General features: G+C 49.6%; 15 protein-coding genes and 1 tRNA gene. 11 read left to right on the top strand and 5 right to left on the bottom strand.

The annotated features are described in order from the left end of the window. The first annotated feature begins 99 nt into the window (after positions 1-99). From mgtE to ACN0YN_RS10335, 5 genes are all read left to right on the top strand, one after another. Positions 100-1,491 carry a magnesium transporter gene (gene mgtE / locus ACN0YN_RS10355; RefSeq protein ID WP_417384929.1) on the top strand — a complete coding sequence of 464 codons (1,392 nt, stop codon included), beginning with the start codon at positions 100-102 and terminating at the stop codon, positions 1,489-1,491. Positions 1,492-1,897: 406 nt separating this feature from the next. After that, positions 1,898-2,965 carry a toll/interleukin-1 receptor domain-containing protein gene (locus ACN0YN_RS10350; protein WP_417384928.1) on the top strand — a complete coding sequence of 356 codons (1,068 nt, stop codon included), beginning with the start codon at positions 1,898-1,900 and terminating at the stop codon, positions 2,963-2,965. Between the two features lie 105 nt (positions 2,966-3,070). Beyond that, the gene (locus ACN0YN_RS10345; RefSeq protein ID WP_417384927.1) at positions 3,071-4,018 is read left to right on the top strand and encodes a toll/interleukin-1 receptor domain-containing protein; all 948 of its coding nucleotides are present in this window, start codon (positions 3,071-3,073) and stop codon (positions 4,016-4,018) included. A 171-nt stretch (positions 4,019-4,189) separates the two neighbouring features. After that, a complete protein-coding gene (locus ACN0YN_RS10340) occupies positions 4,190-5,050 on the top strand; it encodes a hypothetical protein (RefSeq protein WP_417384926.1) in 861 nt (286 codons plus the stop codon). Then, a complete protein-coding gene (locus ACN0YN_RS10335; RefSeq protein ID WP_417384925.1) occupies positions 5,047-5,604 on the top strand; it encodes a hypothetical protein in 558 nt (185 codons plus the stop codon). Before ACN0YN_RS10340 ends, ACN0YN_RS10335 begins: the two co-directional genes overlap by 4 nt. Before the next feature lie 324 nt (positions 5,605-5,928). Here ACN0YN_RS10335 and ACN0YN_RS10330 read toward each other — a convergent pair. Next, positions 5,929-6,001, bottom strand: a tRNA-Thr gene (locus ACN0YN_RS10330). Between the two features lie 379 nt (positions 6,002-6,380). On the opposite strand from ACN0YN_RS10330, the gene ACN0YN_RS10325 reads away from it, so the two are divergent. The 5 genes from ACN0YN_RS10325 to ACN0YN_RS10305 all read left to right on the top strand — a co-directional run bounded on the left by ACN0YN_RS10325 (position 6,381) and on the right by ACN0YN_RS10305 (position 11,950). Continuing rightward, a complete protein-coding gene (locus ACN0YN_RS10325; RefSeq protein ID WP_417384924.1) occupies positions 6,381-8,045 on the top strand; it encodes a CocE/NonD family hydrolase in 1,665 nt (554 codons plus the stop codon). A 67-nt stretch (positions 8,046-8,112) separates the two neighbouring features. Next, positions 8,113-8,910: an NIPSNAP family protein gene (locus tag ACN0YN_RS10320; protein ID WP_417384923.1), complete on the top strand. Its 798-nt coding sequence runs from the start codon at positions 8,113-8,115 to the stop codon at positions 8,908-8,910. A gap of 493 nt (positions 8,911-9,403) precedes the next feature. After that, entirely contained in the window at positions 9,404-9,934 is a 531-nt protein-coding gene (locus tag ACN0YN_RS10315) for an RNA polymerase sigma factor (RefSeq protein ID WP_417384922.1), read from the top strand. Then, on the top strand, positions 9,921-10,589 hold the full coding sequence (locus ACN0YN_RS10310; protein WP_417384921.1) for a hypothetical protein: 669 nt from the start codon (positions 9,921-9,923) through the stop codon (positions 10,587-10,589). The genes ACN0YN_RS10315 and ACN0YN_RS10310 overlap by 14 nt, the downstream gene beginning before the upstream one ends. Before the next feature lie 146 nt (positions 10,590-10,735). Then, positions 10,736-11,950 carry a PDZ domain-containing protein gene (locus ACN0YN_RS10305; RefSeq protein ID WP_417384920.1) on the top strand — a complete coding sequence of 405 codons (1,215 nt, stop codon included), beginning with the start codon at positions 10,736-10,738 and terminating at the stop codon, positions 11,948-11,950. Positions 11,951-12,042: 92 nt separating this feature from the next. Here the strand turns inward: ACN0YN_RS10305 and ACN0YN_RS10300 are convergent, their stop codons facing one another. Both ACN0YN_RS10300 and ACN0YN_RS10295 read right to left on the bottom strand, forming a co-directional pair. Beyond that, positions 12,043-12,585 carry an inorganic diphosphatase gene (locus tag ACN0YN_RS10300; protein ID WP_002647797.1) on the bottom strand — a complete coding sequence of 181 codons (543 nt, stop codon included), beginning with the start codon at positions 12,583-12,585 and terminating at the stop codon, positions 12,043-12,045. A 153-nt stretch (positions 12,586-12,738) separates the two neighbouring features. Then, a complete protein-coding gene (locus tag ACN0YN_RS10295; RefSeq protein ID WP_417384919.1) occupies positions 12,739-13,095 on the bottom strand; it encodes an FKBP-type peptidyl-prolyl cis-trans isomerase in 357 nt (118 codons plus the stop codon). A gap of 389 nt (positions 13,096-13,484) precedes the next feature. Here ACN0YN_RS10295 and ACN0YN_RS10290 point away from each other — a divergent pair, with 389 nt between their 5' ends. After that, positions 13,485-13,916 carry a GNAT family N-acetyltransferase gene (locus ACN0YN_RS10290; RefSeq protein WP_417384918.1) on the top strand — a complete coding sequence of 144 codons (432 nt, stop codon included), beginning with the start codon at positions 13,485-13,487 and terminating at the stop codon, positions 13,914-13,916. 68 nt (positions 13,917-13,984) lie between these two features. Here the strand turns inward: ACN0YN_RS10290 and ACN0YN_RS10285 are convergent, their stop codons facing one another. Continuing rightward, complete coding sequence (locus ACN0YN_RS10285) at positions 13,985-14,614, bottom strand: peptidylprolyl isomerase (RefSeq protein WP_417384917.1); 630 nt, start codon at positions 14,612-14,614, stop codon at positions 13,985-13,987. Positions 14,615-14,882: 268 nt separating this feature from the next. Further along, positions 14,883-19,889, bottom strand: a complete 5,007-nt coding sequence (locus ACN0YN_RS10280; protein ID WP_417384916.1) for a hypothetical protein — start codon at positions 19,887-19,889, stop codon at positions 14,883-14,885. Between the last annotated feature and the right edge of the window lie 332 nt (positions 19,890-20,221).

The following is a 20,221-nucleotide window of genomic DNA, read 5'->3' as shown; positions in this document are numbered from 1 at the left end:
TCTCCCGGGTAAAAGCAATTGTAGACAAAAAAACTGTTTTTCAGCCGGAAACAGATCTTAAAGCATCTGAATTCCGTTGAATGGAATGGATCGAGTCAGATGAATCAGCCGGATGAATCAACAGAAAAAATTGCCGTTGAACAACCTGATGCCTGGGATCAGCTGGAACAGATCGTCGCCGCCGGTGACCCCGATGCCGCGCATAAGTTTCTGAAGGAACTTCCCCCCGGCGAAGACGCGCGCATCATGGCGCAGTTGTCGGAAGCGGAACAGCATGAGTTCATCGCCCTGCTGGATGACGAAAACGCCGCGTGGCTGATGGAATCACTCCCGGAGCTGCAGGCGGGTCAGTTGCTCTCCAGCTTGCCCCCCGAGCAGGCGGCCCACATCTTCGACGAGATGAACAGTGACGAGCAGGTCGACCTGCTGGATCAGCTGACGGAAGCCCAGTCCGAAGCCATCCTGGAAGAGATGGATCCAAAAGAAGCCGAGAATGTCCGTTTCCTGGCCAAATACAATCGTCTCTGTGCCGGCGGTCTGATGATCACCGAACTGCTCTCCTTCCAGGAGACAGAGACGGTGGACGACGTGGTTTCCGATCTCCGCAAAAATGCAGAACAGTATGCTGAATACAACGTGCAGTATATCTACGTCATCAATGCCGACCTGCAACTCGTGGGAGTGCTGCGACTCCGCGATCTGCTGATGGCCCCTCCCGGCCGCAAGCTTTCCCGCATGATGATCGCCAACCCGCACAGCTTTTCGGACATGACCCCGCTCCAGGAACTGCTGCACTTCTTCGATGCACACCCCTTGTTTGGTCTGCCCGTCGTTGACGAGAACAACGTGCTGGTCGGCGTGGTCCGGCGGGAAGATGTCGAAGCGGCCAGTGAAGAACTCGCCGGTAAAACCTTCCTGCGATTCGCGGGGATTATGGGCGGGGAAGAACTGCGCAGCCTGCCTCTCAAAACCCGCAGCGCGCGGCGTCTGTCGTGGCTCAGTATCAATATTCTATTGAATATTGTCGCCGCCAGTATCATCGCCATGTACGAAGAGACGCTGGAGAGCGTGATCGCGCTGGCAGTCTTTCTGCCCATCGTATCCGACATGAGTGGCTGCAGCGGCAATCAGGCCATCGCAGTCAGCACGCGGGAACTGGTGCTCGGCGTCATCCGGCCCAGCGACTGGTTACACGTCTTCCGCAAGGAATTCGCCTTGGGGATGGTCAACGGACTCGCGCTGGGAATTCTACTGGGAACCGTCGCCTACATCTGGAAAGGCAATCCCTATCTCGGCCTGGTGATCGGCGGCGCACTCGGCCTCAACACACTGATGGCGGTCTGCCTGGGTGCCTTGATCCCGCTGTTACTGAAGGGATTCAAAATGGACCCCGCCCTCGCCTCCGGCCCGATCCTGACCACCCTCACCGACATGTGCGGCTTCTTCCTCGTCCTCTCCTTCGCCCAGGCCCTGCTCCCCTGGCTGACGTGATAAGCACAGCAGTCAGCATACTTCGGGAAAAAGAAAAAGAGCCGCCGAGGAGAGTCGAACTCCTGACCTACGCATTATGAATGGAGCAAGAGGAATAGCATAATTTACTATAATAGATCCAAACGCTACGCATGCAGTGTTTGGGTCTATCGGTATGATTCCTCTTCATTTGTCGGTTGGTTCTATTCTGAGTGTTGGCTGCGGTTTTTGGTGACGTTCTCGGTGACACTTGCAATTGTTTATCTCACTAGTTAGCTATTGTGGCTTGATCTATTGTTCACGTCGATTGTCATGGCTATAATCAATTATCTAGAGCCTATCTGATGCCATGTTTTGATCTGTACCGATCACTATTCAAACAGTGGCATTTTTGTGGAAAATTATCTAGCCATAAGAGTTGCATATTATGACTGATGAAGGTGAGTACGTCTTTCAGTTCGGCGATTTTAAGACACTGCCACTCTACTGTGTGATGATGAAACTTCTCGAAGAAGCCGCTCCATTCTCTAAGGCCCGTGGATCCGTAACTTATGTAGACCCTGATTATGAGCCTAAATCGTACACACCTACTTCATCGCTTTTAAACAAACTTGGTGGTGACTCAGGGGCTGCTATTCGAGCTGTCAAGTCATGGTCCACGCACTCCGGTGATTTCATGTACTACGTTCAGTTCAAGGATGACCCTGATCGCAGGTTACATCGTGCTTTGCACGACCATACTGAAACTCTCTCTATCCTCTGTGATTCCAGATTAAAACTCGACCCAACACCATTGTGGAAACAGTACGACGGTCTTTTCTCTTTTGCAGCAGTACATAGTGAATATCGTGAAGATCCAGAGCGTGATGAAAAATGGCAGCATTATGCTAACCGGCTTAAGAAAGTACATGAGCGAATGACTGAAGATGGTCATGCCCCCTCTCGACTCATACAACGAATGGTTAGACAGATTGAACTTCAGGCTGTTATCTGGCCAACTTTGCCGGAGATTCACATGTCAAAAAACACCTCAACGCCCACGACATCTATTGAGTTATTTTATAGTTATTCGCATAAAGATGAATTCTTGCGTGATCAGCTACAAACACATCTTTCATCACTAAGGCGAAATGGAGTTATTTCCAATTGGCACGACCGTCGAATTTCCGCTGGTAGAGAATGGGAAGGGCAAATTGATGATCATCTCAATTCAGCTCAAGTTATCCTACTGTTGATTAGTGCGGACTTTTTAGCCTCTGATTACTGTTCTGACATTGAACTTGAAAGAGCAATGGAGAGGCATAATGCGGGTGAGGCTCGCGTCATACCTGTGATTCTCCGCGCTTGCGATTGGGCAGGATCCCAGTTTTGCAAGTTGCAGGCTTTACCAAAGGATGCCGAACCAATAACTAGTTGGCAAAATAGAGACGAGGCGTTTACAGATGTCGCAAAGGGCATTCGCATAGCGGTAGATGAACTCGTTAGAAAAGAGTGAGAGAGTCACTCATATCCTCTGATGCAGGTATTAACTTCATTTTGCTGTCTTTAATTAAAGTCCACGAAGCTTACAACAATTTCGGCTAAGAAAAAGACATTCCACATGGCTTCCATCTTCATCTCCTATAATCACAGTGACAGAGAATTCGCAATTCCGCTGGCCCACGCTCTGGTAGAACAAGGTCACACGATCTCAATCGACTACGAATCGGTTTCTCCTGGGTCAGAATGGCGTCGATCACTTGCCAGATCACTCAAGAAGTCAGATGCCTTCGTAATAATCTGGTCAAAGAATACCGAATCCTCAAAGTTTGTTATTTCAGAGATCGGCTCGGCACTCGCGTATGCTGAATCAGGAGAAATGGCCATTATCCCAGTAATTATTGGCGCTATTCCAGTTCCGCCGATTCTCGATCACATTAACGCGATTTATTCTCATGATGGTGACACTACGCACATCGTGTCCGAAATAGAACGAGCGTTAGCTGCTTTCGAAGGAAGGAAAGCTGCTGAGGAAAAGAAGCAAGATGAAGTTAAGGAACGGATTGAGGCAAATGCAGCCGATTTCATCAAAGATGCAATCAAGGCACTGAATGCCAGGGAGAGCTCGAACCGAATTGCAGCGAATGCCTGGTATATTATTGGATTCCTTACACTAGTGGCTGGTGTCGGTTTTTCCATTACTAGTTTTGTTACCTTTTCTGGGTCAACTGGTACATCGTGGGTTGAACCCACCTTGCTTGCTATCAAGAGTCTTGTGGTTATTGGCCTTTTGATCGCATGTGCTAAATACTCATTCACACTCGGTCGAAGCTTCATGATTGAAGCATTGAAGTGTTCTGACCGTAATCATGCGATATCATTTGGCGAATTTTATTTACGTGCTTTTGGAGCCGATGTGCAGTGGGCTGAACTTAAGGAAGTGTTTCAACATTGGAATATTGACCGAGCGTCGAGTTTCACTGATATCAAAACCAATGATTTCGACCTCAAGTACATTGAGGAGCTACGCGATCTTGCCAAAGCACTTTCTGACGTCAAAGGCAAATAAGGATAATAGTCACCTGAGGACCTATGGCGTGGGCTTGCCGGTCGGAGTTGAGACTGGCTTTTATTATGCGGATCTGATGCTTATGGAAATGTTATTGACTGCCTGTGCAAGGGTGGTAGCATTGGCCACAACAGTCGTGTATTAATTATTCGGATTGGATAGGTGATTGTGATGAGTGATGAGATAAAGTTGCCCAGTAAGCAGGAATTGAGTGAACTCCCCGCAACAGAATTAGGGGTGTACGCCCTGCGGTGTGCGTTGAGGGTTCAGCCCCTTTTAGTATTACTGGGCAAACCCATTTCATCATATAGAAAAGCTGTAGTTACCCTCTCGAAATTAAGTGAAAATCTAGTCTATGGAGATTCTACTTATTCCGCCAACAATAAAGCTTCCGAGGCTGCGATGACCGCCCGTTCCACTGCGGCTAGAACAGCCACCGTCGCCAAGGCGTCCAATGCCGCCGCCCATGTCCATCCAAATGCAGCGGCAGCAGCAGCGGCAGCTGATGCTGCCGTAATTGCCACAACTGACACATCCGCCGAAGGGGCCTTCCGCTGCGCCAGGGCTGCAGTCGCATCTGTTAAAGCAAGATCTACCCCCCAAGATCAGTCCATTGCTAACACTGTTTACGCATCAAGGAAGGATTTCGAGCTTCTGGCGAACTTGAAAACAATAACCACCGACGCATCAGAAGCTGGCCCACTGGGGGACCTCTGGCATGGTTCGACACCAGATTGGTATATCGAAGCGAAAGCAAAATATGACAATACAATTGCGGAATGGGAAGGCGAGCTAAAGGAATCAAAAGGACGGGATCTTGCACAAGAGGTTATGGACTCGCTTTTTGAAATGCCCGTTTTCCCGCCAAATCCAGCTATCGAACTTTATATTGATCCTGGAGATGCCAAAAAAGAGACGATACAAAGCGTCTTGGAGTGCCTCAGTGATCTACATATTGCTGCTGGAGGTTTCGGTCTGGAGTTCAATGCTGATGACATGAACATCAAAGCAATGGAGGGTGTCACCAAATGACAGATACTCTGAAACGCTTTGGTGAGATCATCCGAAAATGGCTTGCCCGTTCTATTGAAACGCCGAGCCAATATGCCCTCTCGACTTGGGCAGCAACTCTTTCACTTGCTGAAGTATTGCTGGAGCTTGTTGATTCAAGATTCTTACCAGATATCGAACGTATCAAAGAAGCCAATCTTCAGGCAATTGAAGCTCATACACGAAAAAAGAATGCTGAGGCTGATAAGGAAGAGGCAGAGGCAAAACTCAAACTCTCAGAAGCTGTTGATGCTGCGAATCAGGCTGCCTTACATAAACGGCACGATGCGTTAGCACGCGCTGAGAAACACCAGAAAACTGCCGAAGCGGCTAAAACGCAGGCGGAAGCTGATGCTGTTCGGATGGATGCTGAGACTCGGCGTATTACTGCAATTGCTGAAGCACAAGCAAATCTGATTTCTGCGATCTCCCAGCTCCGCCAGGAGGGGGGAGAGTTTTTCGTGGATAAGAAGAATCTTGAGCAGATCCTTAAACTTGGTTTACCTGAGGTAAATATTCCCGAACCAGAAGAATGAATTCTGCAATGAGAAATTCTTGAAGATCATTTGGCGTCCAATAGTACTTTAAATTAATAAATCTGTATTCATTTAAAGTACCCTATGGCAAAATATTTTTGGTAAGGACCTCTGGTACCCTGTCATTTAATTTATCGCAACTATGGATGTATGTACGCTCATTCCAATGACTTAAAGAAAACTGCTGCGTGGCCAGTGCCTGACATGTGACACCAGCAGTAGTTACGCTCAACAGATTTAAGATCCGAGTTTCTGTAATCGAGCAGTTCCGATTTAGCTGATTTGAGAGAGCGGCTGCCAGCAACAAACGGGAAAAAGAAAATAAGCCGCCGAGGAGAGTCGAACTCCTGACCTACGCATTACGAATGCGTTGCTCTGCCAACTGAGCTACGGCGGCGTTGAGGTTCAGCTTTTTACTGATAGATTCGTCAGCCGCGGCTGAGGTTCGCCGGGCGAGAATCGTGGGGAGCCGGTTTCGGAAATTACGATCCTGAACAGGGCTCTGGCGGTAGCATACCCCCTTTTTTCGGTTTACGAAAGGATTCCGCCCGTTTTTCGTCCCCGATAAAACGATTTCTCAGGCAAATTTGACGCCTGTAATGACTGCCCCGTTTTTGTGATACCACGCACAGCGGCTGTCAATGCTGTCAGCCGCTGAAATCGGTTCAGGCACAAGACTTCAGATCAAACCGCGTTTATCCTTGCTGTCTGCGCGGGGGTTAGCCACAATCGAAGGAAACGTGTTCCTACCCAGATTATCCAGCCGGAGAAAACCCATGCACAAACTGGCTTCTGCCTGCCTGTTAATGGCCGCACTGCTTCTTTCCCCTTCCCTCCTTTCCGCCGCCGAACCACCGCTCGATTTCGCAGGCGTCACCGAAAAACATGTCATGATCCCCATGCGGGATGGCGTGAAACTGTCCGCCTACCTGTATTTTCCCGACGGAAAAGGTCCCTGGCCGGTGTTGATGGAACAGCGGTATGCCAGCCTGCGGAGTAAAGGGGGACGACTCTCTTTCGCCGAGATGGCATCACACGGTTATGTCGTGTGTGGCGTTAACTTCCGCGGTTCGCAGCTGTCGGAAGGAACCTGGGTTGGTTATCGCGATCTGCAGTGGGGCGAGAAACGGGATGGCTACGATGTCGTCGAATGGCTGGCAAAGCAGCCCTGGTCGACCGGCAAGATCGGAACCTTCGGCAGTTCGCAGGCCGGTTATGCTCAGAATTACCTGGCGATCACACAGCCGCCTCACCTGATCTGTCAGTTCATGATCGACACCGGACTCAGTCTGTACGATGAAGGTTATTTCATCGGTGGCGCTGCCAAGCCAAATCGTTTTATAGGGATGGCCGCGGTCTGCCGCGAACCGGAACACAACATGGCGCTGATGAAAGAATGGTTCTCGCATCCGGATTATGATGACTACTGGAAAGCAGAAGACGCTTCCCTGCATTTCGACAAGATGAATGTCCCCTGCTTTACCGTAGGCAGCTGGTACGACTTTATGTGTGTCGGTTCGGTGCAGAGTTTCATCGGACGCCAGCACAAGGGAGGACCGAATTCACGCGGTCAGCAGAAACTGTATATCGGCCCCTGGCTGCATGGTCGCTTCAACAAGGTCAACAAAGTCGGAGAAATGGAATACCCCGAGAATGCCAACTTCGACATGATGACCGAAATGATCCGCTGGTTTGATCATTATCTCAAAGGGGTCGACAACGGAATCGAGAAAGATCCCAACGTCCGCTATTACGCAATGGGAGCCGTCGGGGAACCGGGGGCGCCAGGCAACGTCTGGCGGGCCGTGGATGACTGGCCGATTAAGACAGTCGAAACACCTTACTACCTGCAGCCCGGCGGCAAACTGTCGACGACCAAACCCAGTGAGACAGACGCATTCACGCAACTCATCGCCGACCCACTGAACCCGGCGAAGATTGAAGCCCGCGGTTTCCCCGGTGCCCGTGATGCCCGCAAGGTTGAAGAGCAGGAAAACGTACTCACCTTCACCACCGACCCGCTGACCGAAGCGGTTGAGTGGACCGGCAATGTCAAAGCGGAACTGCTGGTTTCTTCTTCCGCGAAAGATACCGATTTCATCGTCCGCGTGACGGACGTGTATCCCGATGGCCGTTCGATTCTGATCATCGATATGATCCGCCGCGCCCGCTATCGGGATGGATACGAGCAACAGGTCTTTATGGAACCGGGCGAAGTTTACAAAGTCCCCTTCAATATCGGCTGGCTGAGTCAGGTGTTCAACAAAGGGCATCGCATTCGCGTCACGGTAGCTTCGACGGGTGCCCCCTTCTATGAACCAAACCCGAATACGGGCGAGCCGATCACGATTGAATTTCCTGAGAAAGTGGTCGTGGCGAAAAACAAAATTCATCACAGCCCGCAAAACGCATCACGTATTCTGGCCCCCGTCAAAAAGTGAAACGGACGGGCGTCTGTGATCACGAATTCAAGTTTGTATCAGTTTCCTGCAATTAATGAGGATTATCATGAATCAGAATAAAACCGACCGACGACAGTTTCTGGCGGGCACCGTAGGTGCCGCCGTCGCGCTGGGTGTCACGCAGAATGTACACTCCGCAGACTCGAAAGCGAAACAGCAGTTTTACGAACTGCGAATTTACCGTACCCCTTCGGCAGAGAAGCAGGCAATTGTCGGTAACTATCTGGAGCAGGCGTTGCTGCCGGCGTTAAAACGAATTGGAATTACCCAGGTCGGCGTGTTCAAGCAGATCGATGCCAAAGATGAACACTCCCTGTACGTATTGATTCCCTTTAATTCGCTCGAGCAGTTTGCGTCGCTGAATGATGTGCTGGAAACTGACGAAAAATATCATCAGGCTGCTGCTGAATATTTTTCTTTCCCCAAAGAGTCTCCCGCCTTCACACGGATTGAGAGCCGACTGATGAAAGCCTTCAAAGGGATGCCGCAATTGAAAGGACCGGAAGGGAAGGGACCGAATCTGTTTGAACTGCGAACCTATGAGAGCCACAACGAAAAGCTGGCGAAACTCAAAGTGGACATGTTCAATTCCGGTGAGATTGAAATCATGGAAGACGTAAAACTGGGACCTGTCTTCTTTGGTGAAATGCTGATCGGCGGCGATGTTCCCAACCTGACGTACATGCTGTCTGCTCCCAATCGGGCTGCACATGATGAACACTGGGATGGATTTCGCTCTCATCCGAAATGGGAGAAAATGAAGAACATGGACAAATACAAAGGAACGGTCTCGAAGATCACCAATGTCTATCTGGAACCGCTCCCTTATTCGGCGATTCAGTAGTTCTAAACGCATCGCATTTAACAATAGCGTCTTTCAATCTAATAGACTCGGTCCCAATGGACGTGGAGACGCTACCGTAAAACGGGACACAGTCTAAACGCATCAGGATTGGCTGGTGTAATCTATTGGATACCAACTGACATTCGCTGTTTCTCACCCGCTTTTTCCGAAGTTCGGTGAGATTCCCGACAACCGTCCCCCTGGAATCTTACCAGGGGGACATGTCACCCTAAGTGATTATTTACAAACAAGATACAAACAGACCACCTTTTCCGGTCGATTTCAGAAATGTTAAACAGTGGGGGCAAGGCAGGTTAGAATCTGTTCCGAAACCCGAAATATGCTGAATGGAGGTTAGATTCTGATCTGGATACCGTCTATTCTAGTGCATGTGAGTTAGCAGAGTGTTGCTAAGGCTGGCAAAGACGAATTTTGCAGCCAGGCACTCTCCCATGAACTTAGATTTTCCCTCTTCTAACGTATTGGAATTTGCATGCCTGACAAGCAGGCCAATCGGTGGTCGGCAGAAATTGAGGCGGTATATTTACGAGAAGGTCGAGAAATTTGGGCATTATTATATGCACAATGCTCCGATTCGGATCGTGCCTATGACGCGCTCCAGGAAGCGTTCGTACGTTTACAATCACAAGAAATAGAGTCAATTCGAAATATCCGGGCCTGGGTTTTGACTGTTGCTCAAAACTGGCTGCGCGACTATGCCCGTCGGCAGAATCATGCAGCGAGGCCTGCAGACTATTTAGACAGCATTGTAGGTAAAACTTCAGATCCATCGGAGGATCTGGAAAATGAAGAGAGAAACAGCCGAATCCGGCAAGCACTTCAACAACTTCGAGCCGAGGACCGTGAGGTACTCGTACTTCGTTACGCACTAGGATGGTCGTCAAAACGAATGTCGATAGCGCTCAATACTTCGACGTCAGCTATTGATATGAGGCTTTCTCGATCGAGAAAGCGGCTGTGTGAAGAGTTGGAAAAAGTGGGGATAGATCATGAAACCGTATGACACTTCAGGAATGCTCGGGAATGATGATGAGCTGGAAAGTGTCCTGCGCGAATATTTTCGGCAGGAGATGCCTCCAGAACTTCAGGAACTTGCTGATGTCTCCGATGAAGAGTTCGAAAAACGATTTCGGCAGACACAGACACAAACGGTGGGAAACGCAAACGTTGACCCGTTCACGTCTCGACGTCATCGGGCATTTAAACTGGGCCTGTTGACTTCTGCTCTCTGTGCCTGTGTGGCGCTGGGAATTGGATTGATTCAGTTTTTACCTGAACCCAATCCTGTAGTCGTCGATCGCGTCGCACCGGTTCAACCTGAAACAGACAATACTCCAAAAGTCACTGAGAAGACTGACGATTTCGAAGAACTGGAACCCAACACTCTGGTGGTCGTTGATCATGGCAACAGCCCGATGGAAATGACTCCCAAGGTTGATAAGAACGTTCAGGAATCGATTGATATTACACTTTACAATACAGAACTGGGACCTGTTGAACAGCGAACAGAACTCTCATGGACGAACATTACGGTTGAGAATCCCAGAACGGGTTCGAACGTCAAAATGTCCATGCCGGAGTTAACCATTGATTTCGTTCCGGTAAACAAAGCCGGTCTGTCTCTGATTGGAGACGAGAGCGATGGGAACGGTCAGTAATCAACGATTACTGCGAAATCAATGTTATGAAATGCGGGTAAGTAGGAATTTTTAATACGGGCCACTTGAAGGATCAATCCTGAACGGATGCGATTACGTAACCAGATGAGGGAGCGGTCTTTCTCGAATCAATTCAAGGCAGTACAATGAAACAGTGTCGACGGTTCTTAACGAGCGGTCTCATTTTTTCACTGCTGGCCGGTCAAACAGCGTTCGCAGATGACCAGCCGGTATCGGCGGAAAAACCAGACCAGGCAAATGTCAAACAAAACAATTCCAGTCTTTCAAAACAGGCGATGCCTGCTGCAGCCAAAGCAGCTGCTGAAACCGGCCAAGCAAAAGCCCGGTTTCAGGTTACCAGCAGCCCGACAGGTGAAACCCACCTGCGAAACTTCGTAGGCATCGTGACAGAACCGGTTCAAGCCGCCCTCGCTGCTCAGTTGAACGCCATGATGAAAGAAGGACAGGGAGTCAGTGTCAAACTGGTTCTGCCTGACTCTCCTGCCAAGCAGGCTGGCCTGCAAATGTATGATGTTCTGACGACATTTAACGATCAGGCAATCACCTCTTCTGACACACTTCGCAAATATGTGCTGGATTCCGAAAAAGGAAGCACAGTGAAATTAGGTGTGATCCGTGCATCTAAACAGCAGACAATCGAGGTCACTTTAACCCAGAAACTGTATCGAAATTATAAATTCACCGTGAAACCGGTGGGACATGACATCTCACCTAAGAATCCAGATGTGCTGGAAGACTCGGTTCCCAAAACACGTCCTAAACAGGATGGACCGGTCGCTGCCCGCTCCGGTGAAAAGAATCCGAATAGTAGCAAATCGCCACTCGGGTTCCACCATGTTCCCATGTCGACAATACAGAACCTCTGTATTTTGCTGGTGGGCAGTATCAATGACGGGTACTCGGTCAAAGTCAGCTATCAAGACGAAAGTGAAACACTGCAGACACTGGAGTTCAAAGGCAGTATCGAAGAGATTTCCGATCAGATTATCGATATGCCCAGTCATGTGCAGATGATGATTAATGAGCGACTGCAGGAACTCAAACTGGCGCTGCAGGGGAAAGCCAGTTTTCGGCTGCAGGTCAAACCATATATGCAAGGCAAGAATCGTTTTACCCGTGTCTTTCTCAGTCGAACCACAAAAGACAGATCGGTCCGCATGGTCGAACTCGATCACCACCTGGGAAATCGCCCGGCTTTAAATGTCAACCAGATTCTGGGCAATCAGGTTTTCACAACTGAACTGAAGCAGCTGACGCCGGCGATTCAGGAACAAATTCGAGCTGCCCTGCATCGTGTTCGCATTCCGACGATCCAGATTCATGCGGATAACCCGATTTAATCGTTCGGATATTCTGAATCGAAAAAAGCAGCTGTTCCTGATTATTGGAACAGCTGCTTTTTCATTTGAATGCTGACGCACATGTTGGTTTCTTATAGAAAGCCGCGACGTCGCTGACTGCTGTAACGCTGCAGAGAATCTTCAATGATAGGAAATGCAGCGGAAGCAGACTGGAACTCTTCAACCTCGACCGTTTTTCCTTCCAGCATTTTATAATCCTGGAAAAACCGCCTCAGCATTGCCAGCCGGTGGGGGGGCAGTTCTGAAGCTTCTGTAAACGGGTTATATTCCGGATCGTTCACAGCGACAGCCAGAATCTTGTGGTCAGGCTTACCGCTGTCGATCATGGTCATCACGCCAATAGCCCGGGCATCCAGAATTGTCAGGGGGTCCACAGGTTCCTGACAGAGCACCAGTACATCCAGCGGGTCATCATCTTCAGCCAGTGTCTGGGGAATAAACCCATAGTTGGCGGGGTAATGGACTGCAGAATAAAGCATGCGGTCCAGCCTGAGCAGTCCCGTAGTTTTATCCAACTCATACTTCACTTTGGAAAAGGTCGGAATTTCAATCACGGCGGTGAAATCGCGAGGCAGGTTTTGCCCCGGTGTCACATCATGCCAACAGTGGGTCACTGTTTCTCTCCTGAATTGATTCGATAGATAACAAAAAGAACAGCCGATGTTGCGCGTCATCAACTGCAACGTATCTCATATCACCAGCGCGTCTCATTCTTTCCAACTCGGCCCGGATAGTCTCTGAAACGCAGCAGCATATCCGGGCACAGACTAATTTACTTTAAACAGTTCAACGCGGAAGTGTAACGTCGCTCCGCCTGGAATGACTGGAGGTGAGCCCTGGGCACCGTATCCCAGTTCGGAAGGAATAATCAGTTCGATTTCTCCCCCTTCACCGATCAACTGCAGACCTTCGGTCCAGCCTCTGATGACACCATTCAATGGAAACGAGATGGTCTTTCCACGACTGTAGGAGCTGTCAAATTCAGTGCCGTCTTCCAGTGTGCCACGGTAATGAACGGTCACATGATCAGTTGGTCCCGGTTTAACATCGCTACCTTCACGGACAATCCGGTACTTCAATCCGCTCGCTGTGGTTAAGTAACCTGGCGTTGTTTCGTCACTCACGTAAACTTCCATTTCTTCTGATCTGGTACTTCTCTGTGGCCGGGAATCGGAACTGACCGACACCGAACCTGATTCCTCTTTTGGTTGAAAGTAGCCTTTGCAACCAGTAAAAGTCAGACAGATTAAGCCACATAAAACTAAAAACTGAGATTTTTTCATAGACTCATTACCTTATCTACCGGCAATCAATTATACTGCGGCCGTGACATCAGTAATGGTCATTAGCGATACCATAACTAATAGGCCTTCGAGTTGCACCACCAGAGAGTCTGCCTTTTCCCGACTTCAGAAAAAGAGTCAGAGCTCCTGATTTGATGAAATTCGATGTTCGCACTTCACAATGAGTGTGAACAAATCAACTTTTTTTCATATAACAAAGTTCTTCTTAAATGATTGAGAATATTCACATCCGTACTACAAAACATGAGGATATCAGCAAGCTGGCTGAATTTATTGTCCCTTTTGTGGAGCAGGAAAAAATCTTACCTCGCACGTCGGAAGAACTCGATGTATTAGTGGAAACCGGGTTTGTCGCGGTTGAACAGGTTGAAGAAAACGAGGAAATTGTCGGCTTCGCTTCACTGGAGATCTACTCCAGAAAACTGGCTGAAATTCGCAGCCTGGTCGTCGCCGATCATCGGCAGGGTATTGGTGTCGGTAAAAAACTGGTTTCGGCCTGTGTCGACCGGGCCCGTCAAAGAAATATTCTGGAAGTGATGGTGGTAACATCCTCAGACGTCTTTTTTCAAAACTGTGGCTTTGACTTTACTTTGCCTGGGGAAAAAAAGGCGCTCTTTATTCAACCACATCTCAATGATTGAGTGGTATCGAAACAGCATTCGTTCAATCATGTGTCAGGTATCGTCTGCTACACAGGTCAACAGGAACGTTATCTCACGACGATCGTTGCTCTGGTAATGTAATCCAGCCGGGGAAACTCCCGTTTCAGATAGTGGTTGCCTTCGTATTGAATTCTTGACTGAGTTGGTCCACGACCCGTAGGAGAGCCATCACCATATCCGGAGTACAGTGCCTCCACAATTTTCATATCTGCTTGTGATACGAATCCGAAAGGCGCGAATCCATATCTATCGAGCCTGCGATTATCACCATAGTTAATAAAAACTTGAGTTGTTCTTGAATCGCGTTCGCTGGTCTTGGCAAACGAGACGTAACCTTTGAGATTAGGTTTTCCCACCGGGTCGTCCTGAATCCTCCGATCCCGCCACTGTTTCTGAACTTCCGGATCACCGTTGATACCAAACTGCGCCATAAAGCCATCTATAACTCGAAAAAAAGCACAGTCATTGTAAAACCCGGATTGAACCAGTCTGTAAAACTGATCTGCCCCGTGCGGACTCCAGCTGCGTGTTACATCAATATGAAATGTGCCTTGTGTGGTCTCCATTTTGACACGGTAGTTTTCAGGTGCCTGAGCCTGGAGTGAAGCTTGATTTCCCGCCCAGAGAGAAGCACACAAAGCGACTGCAACAATCAGAAAGTTCTTTCTTGATATCACGCTTTTCATTCCTTTCAAAGACGCTCAATGAAAATTTATATCGGCGAAAGTTTAGTTGAAATCCGGTTTTTATCACAAGATCGATTCAGCAGCCCTGTCTGTACAGAAACGTATATCTGGTGAATCGTTAAAACAAAAAAGCCGCCGCGAATCAGGGGGGGAGAATTCGCGACGGCCAGAGCCCGGGGCTGCTGACGATCAGCCCCTCTGCAGATCCCGCGATCTGCAACTTCGGGGAGTTGCCCACGAGTGGACAACTCCGTTTTCCTTAGTATCCGAGGAGAGCCTCCTCTTCTTCTTCCTGGATGATGATACGGGGAGTGACCATCATCATCAGGCTTTCAGTTTCACGTCCCACACCGGTATTCTTGAACAGACGGCTGACATAAGGCAGTTTATTCAGAATTGGAACACCGGCCATGCTACGACCTTCACGGAGTCGTTTCACACCACCCAGGAGAACAGTACCACCGTCGGGCACACTGACTGTGGTTGTCACAGTCACCTGCTCAACAACAGGCTGCTGAATGGTTGTGGTTCCCAGACCGCCACCCTGCTGACCTTGCTGGCCCTGTTGACCCTGCTGGCCAACCTGGCCCTGCTGGCCACCTGTTTGTCCGGTCCCTCCGGCACCACCGATACCACCAACCCCGGTTCCCACTCCGTTACCGAAGTTACCACCACCCTGCTGACCCAGCTGACCGCCCTGTTGGCCTTGCTGACCCTGCTGGCCCTGCTGGCCGACACCGCCTGTACCACCCTGGAAGGAGAAGGTAAAGACGTCGGTGACGTTGGTGAAGTTAGGATTGACGGAGAGTCGTACATAGCGACGGTCTGCAGAGATCACAGCCGAGACTGTTAAGGAGACCCCTTCAGGAATGTTCGCGATGACAGGTGTAAAGCCGACTGCAAAGTTACCTACGGTTGGCACCAGACTGATCACGAATGGTCGCGATACGTTACTGGTCACAAAGGCAACCTGACCGTTGAAGAGTGTTACTTTCGGAGCAAACATCAGGTTCGACCGTTCATCTGCCTGAGCGGCGTTGATGAAGAAGAAGGCTTCGATGTCACTCAGAATCGCCAGACCCACATTCACACCGGCGTTGGCGTTGAAGCTACCGAATTCAGGTACACCGATTTCAAATGATCCCTGACGGAACTGCACGTCCAGGTCGGGAGTGAATGACTCAGGAGAAGCCATCCCGACAACAGTACCTTTCTTAGGCCAGGTATCATAGTTGAGCAGTGTTCGCGTTGGTGGGTCACTGAAGGGAGCGACACCTTGTCCGCCTGTCTGACCGTTCGTGGTATTCTGCCCCTGCTGACCCTGCTGGCCGCCAGTATTCTGACCACCACCATTCTGGTTCGTACTGTTTAACAGGTTGACCTGACCGAAGCCTGGTACGGGGTTCCCGCTGTTATCAACAGTCGGGTTACCAACGGTATCCTGAACGTTGAAGTCAAAGTCGACACCAATTCGTTCGAAGAACCGGTCTGATACAGTCACGAAGCGAACTTCGATGGTAACCTGCAGGTCCTGCAGTCTTCGCAGCTGCTCCAGCAGGTTGGCAATTTCATCATGCACTTTCTGTGTCTGACGAATGACCAGACTCAAAGTGGTTTCAAAAGGACGCACGCTGCCTGCCCCACCGATCTCTTCCCAGGAATCGGGTTCGACGGTTGAGACAATCAATTCGGTCAGTGAATCAAAGTCGATATTGGATCCACCACCGGCAACCTGAGCTGTCGCTCCGTTGTTGTTCCAGGGATTGGAGCCCGGTACACCACCCATCACAGGATCAGCTACCTGGAAGTTTCCAGGTGTACCCTGGTTACCACCAAATCCAGAACCATAGCTGATCGCTCCCATCTGACTGTAGGGATTAGCGGCCATGCTACCGTTAGCGGCAAAGTTCGGGATCGGTACAACCAGGTCAGCAACAGGGTAGGTCTGTGTAGTCAGAGTTCCCTGCTGACGGATGCGGCTGGTGATCTTCAATACTTCGTTATCAATTGTGTAAGACAGATTCAGAGGTTCGAGCAACAGATTCAAGGCACTTCGCAGCTTGATTCCATTGACGTTGATTGTGACGGGAGCACTCGGTGTGACCCCTTCTTCTTCAAGTCCCAGACTGTCCAGGAAGATGTTGATCCCGGTCAGAGCCTGAATTTTGTTCATCACGTTTGTCAGAGGTTCATCTTCGAACAGCAGGTTGACCGGACGATCCAGGCTCTCTTCGATCTGCAGTTCCTTCTCTGTTTTCTGGTTATGATTTTTAGCATGGTATTTTTCACGTTTTCTAGACAATTCAGCCCACTCTTTGGCATCGTGACCAAACTTGATATCCGGTGTGTAGGCATCTGCCAGAGATTCTTCCACATCGTTCAACTGATTCCAGACATTCTGTTCTTTACGATCACGCATCGCATTGTTGGATGCATCCCGTCTCAGGAACTTGGCTTTCCATTCCATGGTGACGGTCACAGGGTTTTGTGGATCAAGGTCTTTGGCCTGTTTCGCAATCACTTCTGCTTCCGCATAGCGTCGCTGATCGACCAGTTCATTAAATTTCTCTACCAGATCGGCCAGTTCCTGTTCGACCCGAATTTTATTCTTGATGCGAGCATCAATATACTCTTCGACTTCCTGGTTCTGCTTTTTCAGCTCTTCCAGAGGAGCGACCTGCTTACGGAAGGAGTCAATGGACTCGCGGGTCCGCTGCAGTGATCCGATCAGAGTCGCAGTTGATTTCTTATCCAGGCTGGAGCTTTCGACTTTCGCCATGGTCTGATCGATAATACTCAACGCGTCGGTCGGAGCCGATTCACGCATTCTTTCTGCTTTGAAGATGGCATTCAGCACATCAGATCGCAGGCGGCTGAACTCGATGGCCTGTTTCTGCTGAACCAGGTCAATCGTACTTGGTTCACCAGCAGCATCAACAGGTCCGTCGGCAGAGGTCTGGTTCTTCACCAGGCGGATCTTGTCTGCCCGTGAAGGTGCCAGTTCGCGAACGGCATCCTGCAGCTGTTGTGCACGATGATTGTCCAGTTTTTCACCTGACTGATATGCGGCCAGGAAGGACTGGTAAGCGGCTTCCCGATTACCTTCAGCCAGACGTTGCATACCAAGGTTATACAGTTCCAGAGCAGAGGCACCAGGATGAATCACAGCGATTTCGCTGGCTTCATTCTTCTTCATCTGGGCAACCTGTCCCTGTTGTGCAGCCGTACGTGATTCGAGGTCTCGCAGAATTGCCTGTGGACTGTCTTCACCGGGTTTGAATTCGACGCCAACTCTCAAAGCATCCTGGGCATTCACCCGTGCAGAGTCGAGACGACCGGCTTTCAGATCAGTTCTTGCCTGGGCAACCAGTTTCGATGAGATCTGTTTTTTACGTTCATTTTCTGCTGCATACAGCTGTTCCTGTGAGAGTCCGCCCGGTTGTCCGGCCATATTACGGATATCAGCCAGAACCTGTTCGGGACGATCTTCGAACAGACTGTAAGCAGTATCTACCTGTTGAGCTGCTTCGGCTTTCTGTCGAGCATCTTCGATTCGCCCTTGAGCTAAATCGTTTCGTGCTGCAGCGACCAGCTTGCGAGCATACTCAGGATTGTTCATTTCACTGGCGGAATTGCCTGGATTGAACTTGTTTTCCGTGCTGGTTCCGACTCGCTTGATGAAAGCAGAAGGAGATTCGCCGTTGGAAGCAAATTCAATATTCAATGTCTCTGCCAGTTTCTGAGCAGAGGATGCCAGCATCAACGCTTCATCTTTATTACCCTGTTGCAGAGCAACCTGTGCCTGTTCCATCAGACGGTTGATTCGAGGACGAATCGCATCTTGATTTTGCTGCAGACCTTTGATGCCGGAAATTGTAGCAGCTTCGTCGGAGATACGATCGATGGCTGCGAGCACCAGTTCAGGGCGGTCGTCAAACAGATCGTAGGAAACTTTCATTCCCTGAACCTGTTGAACTTTCTGACGAGCTCCTGCAAAATCTCGTTTCTTAATATCCAGGCGAGCCTGTCGCAATAATTCAGTAGCCTGTTCTTTGGTAGCTCCCTCAGCCGCAGTCATCTGGGTAGAACCCGAATTTCCTGCAGCAGCAAGTGAACCTGCACCAGACTGTGCTCGTTTAATTTCGTCGAGTACCAGTTCCGGGCGATCATCAAACAGTCGATAGGCAACATCCAGCTGGCTGGCCTGTTGTGCCAGAGCCCGTGCGGAATCCAGTTGACCCGTCTGCAGTTCTGCGCGAGCCTGTTTCAGCAGTCGTGCAGCCTGTTCTTTTTCAGAGGAAGCAGCAGGTGACTGTGCCATCTGTTGTGCCGGCTCTGATTTACCTGCGAAGATTTTGGTGCCGGTCTTACGTTCGATTTCTGCCAGGATATGTTGTGGGCGTTCTTCGAACAGTTTATAGGCAACATCATAATCCTGAGCCTGCAAAGCGAGTGTGCGGGCATCATCATAGTTACCGGCATTCAATGACTGGCGAGCCTGCTTAAGGAGTACGGAAGCCTGCTCTTTTTCAGTCAGTTTTCTGTCCTGGCTGCCATCAAAAGGATTTGCAGCGGAAGGTGAGAAGGGATTGCTTCCCGCTGGTTCTTCGATACCGGCGACCTGAACGATCTGTGCGTTCTGAGTATTAAATCCTCCCGCCTGTTGAACAGGAGCATTTTTCTGCATGCGTTGTTCCGCGCGAGCGATGGCTGCGAGAACCTGTTCGGGACGTTCTTCAAACGGACCGTATTCCAGTCGCATGGCTGCGGCCTGGCCTGCCTTCTGACGGGCTTTGGCCAGTTCATTCAGCTTAATGTCTTCACGAGCGGACTGAAGTAACTGTCGTGCCAGTTGCTTCTGTTCTTCTGGAGATTTTCCGGAAGGACTCGAAAAGCTTGTCGCGAATTCGGTGTCGGTTGCAGGAGACTGTGCTCGGACAATCTGTTTATTCCGGGGAGCTGCCGCTCTTGTCCGAGCCCTGCCCAGGTACTCGTTCATTTTGCGGAACTCGGCGGAAGACAGCCGTCCCGGAGAGACAGAGGCTTTTTCGAGCACCTCTACCGCTTCGGCGTATTGTCCTCGTTCATAATACTGAGTCCCGAGACTCAGGTAGTAACGAGCTGAGCGTAATTGACGCCCAGAAACAGACTGACCGTTATTCTCGACATCAGCAGCGACCTTCCTGGTCGTGTTGCCGAGATTGGCCAGCCACATCGACGCTGCGATCAACGTCGTACAGGCCAGTACTCCAAATGCCTTGCCCAATGTAGGTCCCTCCTTCAAGCCAGAACACCAACTGTGATTATGTTTTTTTTGAGGAGTCATCATGACTTCCAACTCGCTATCTATTATGGGTAGGATTTTAGTCCGAATTCTGAATTTAGTGCCATACGAGTTTTGCAGGACCAACCAGGATTCCAGAAAAACGAAACGCTATTGAATGTTTGCCATCAGGCAAAATTTAACAAACGATTGTCAGAGAAATGATAGTGTGATTTGATTTTTTGAGAGTAGAGAGAAGTGTGTGCGGGTAATAATCGATTTGCCGAATTCAGGTCAATATGATTTTGACAAATATTTCAATTTAATTTGCATGG

It is taken from the genome of Gimesia sp., assembly GCF_048260065.1.
In the GTDB taxonomy this organism is placed as follows: Bacteria; Planctomycetota; Planctomycetia; order Planctomycetales; family Planctomycetaceae; genus Gimesia.
This window is presented reverse-complemented; position numbering and strand designations above follow the sequence as displayed.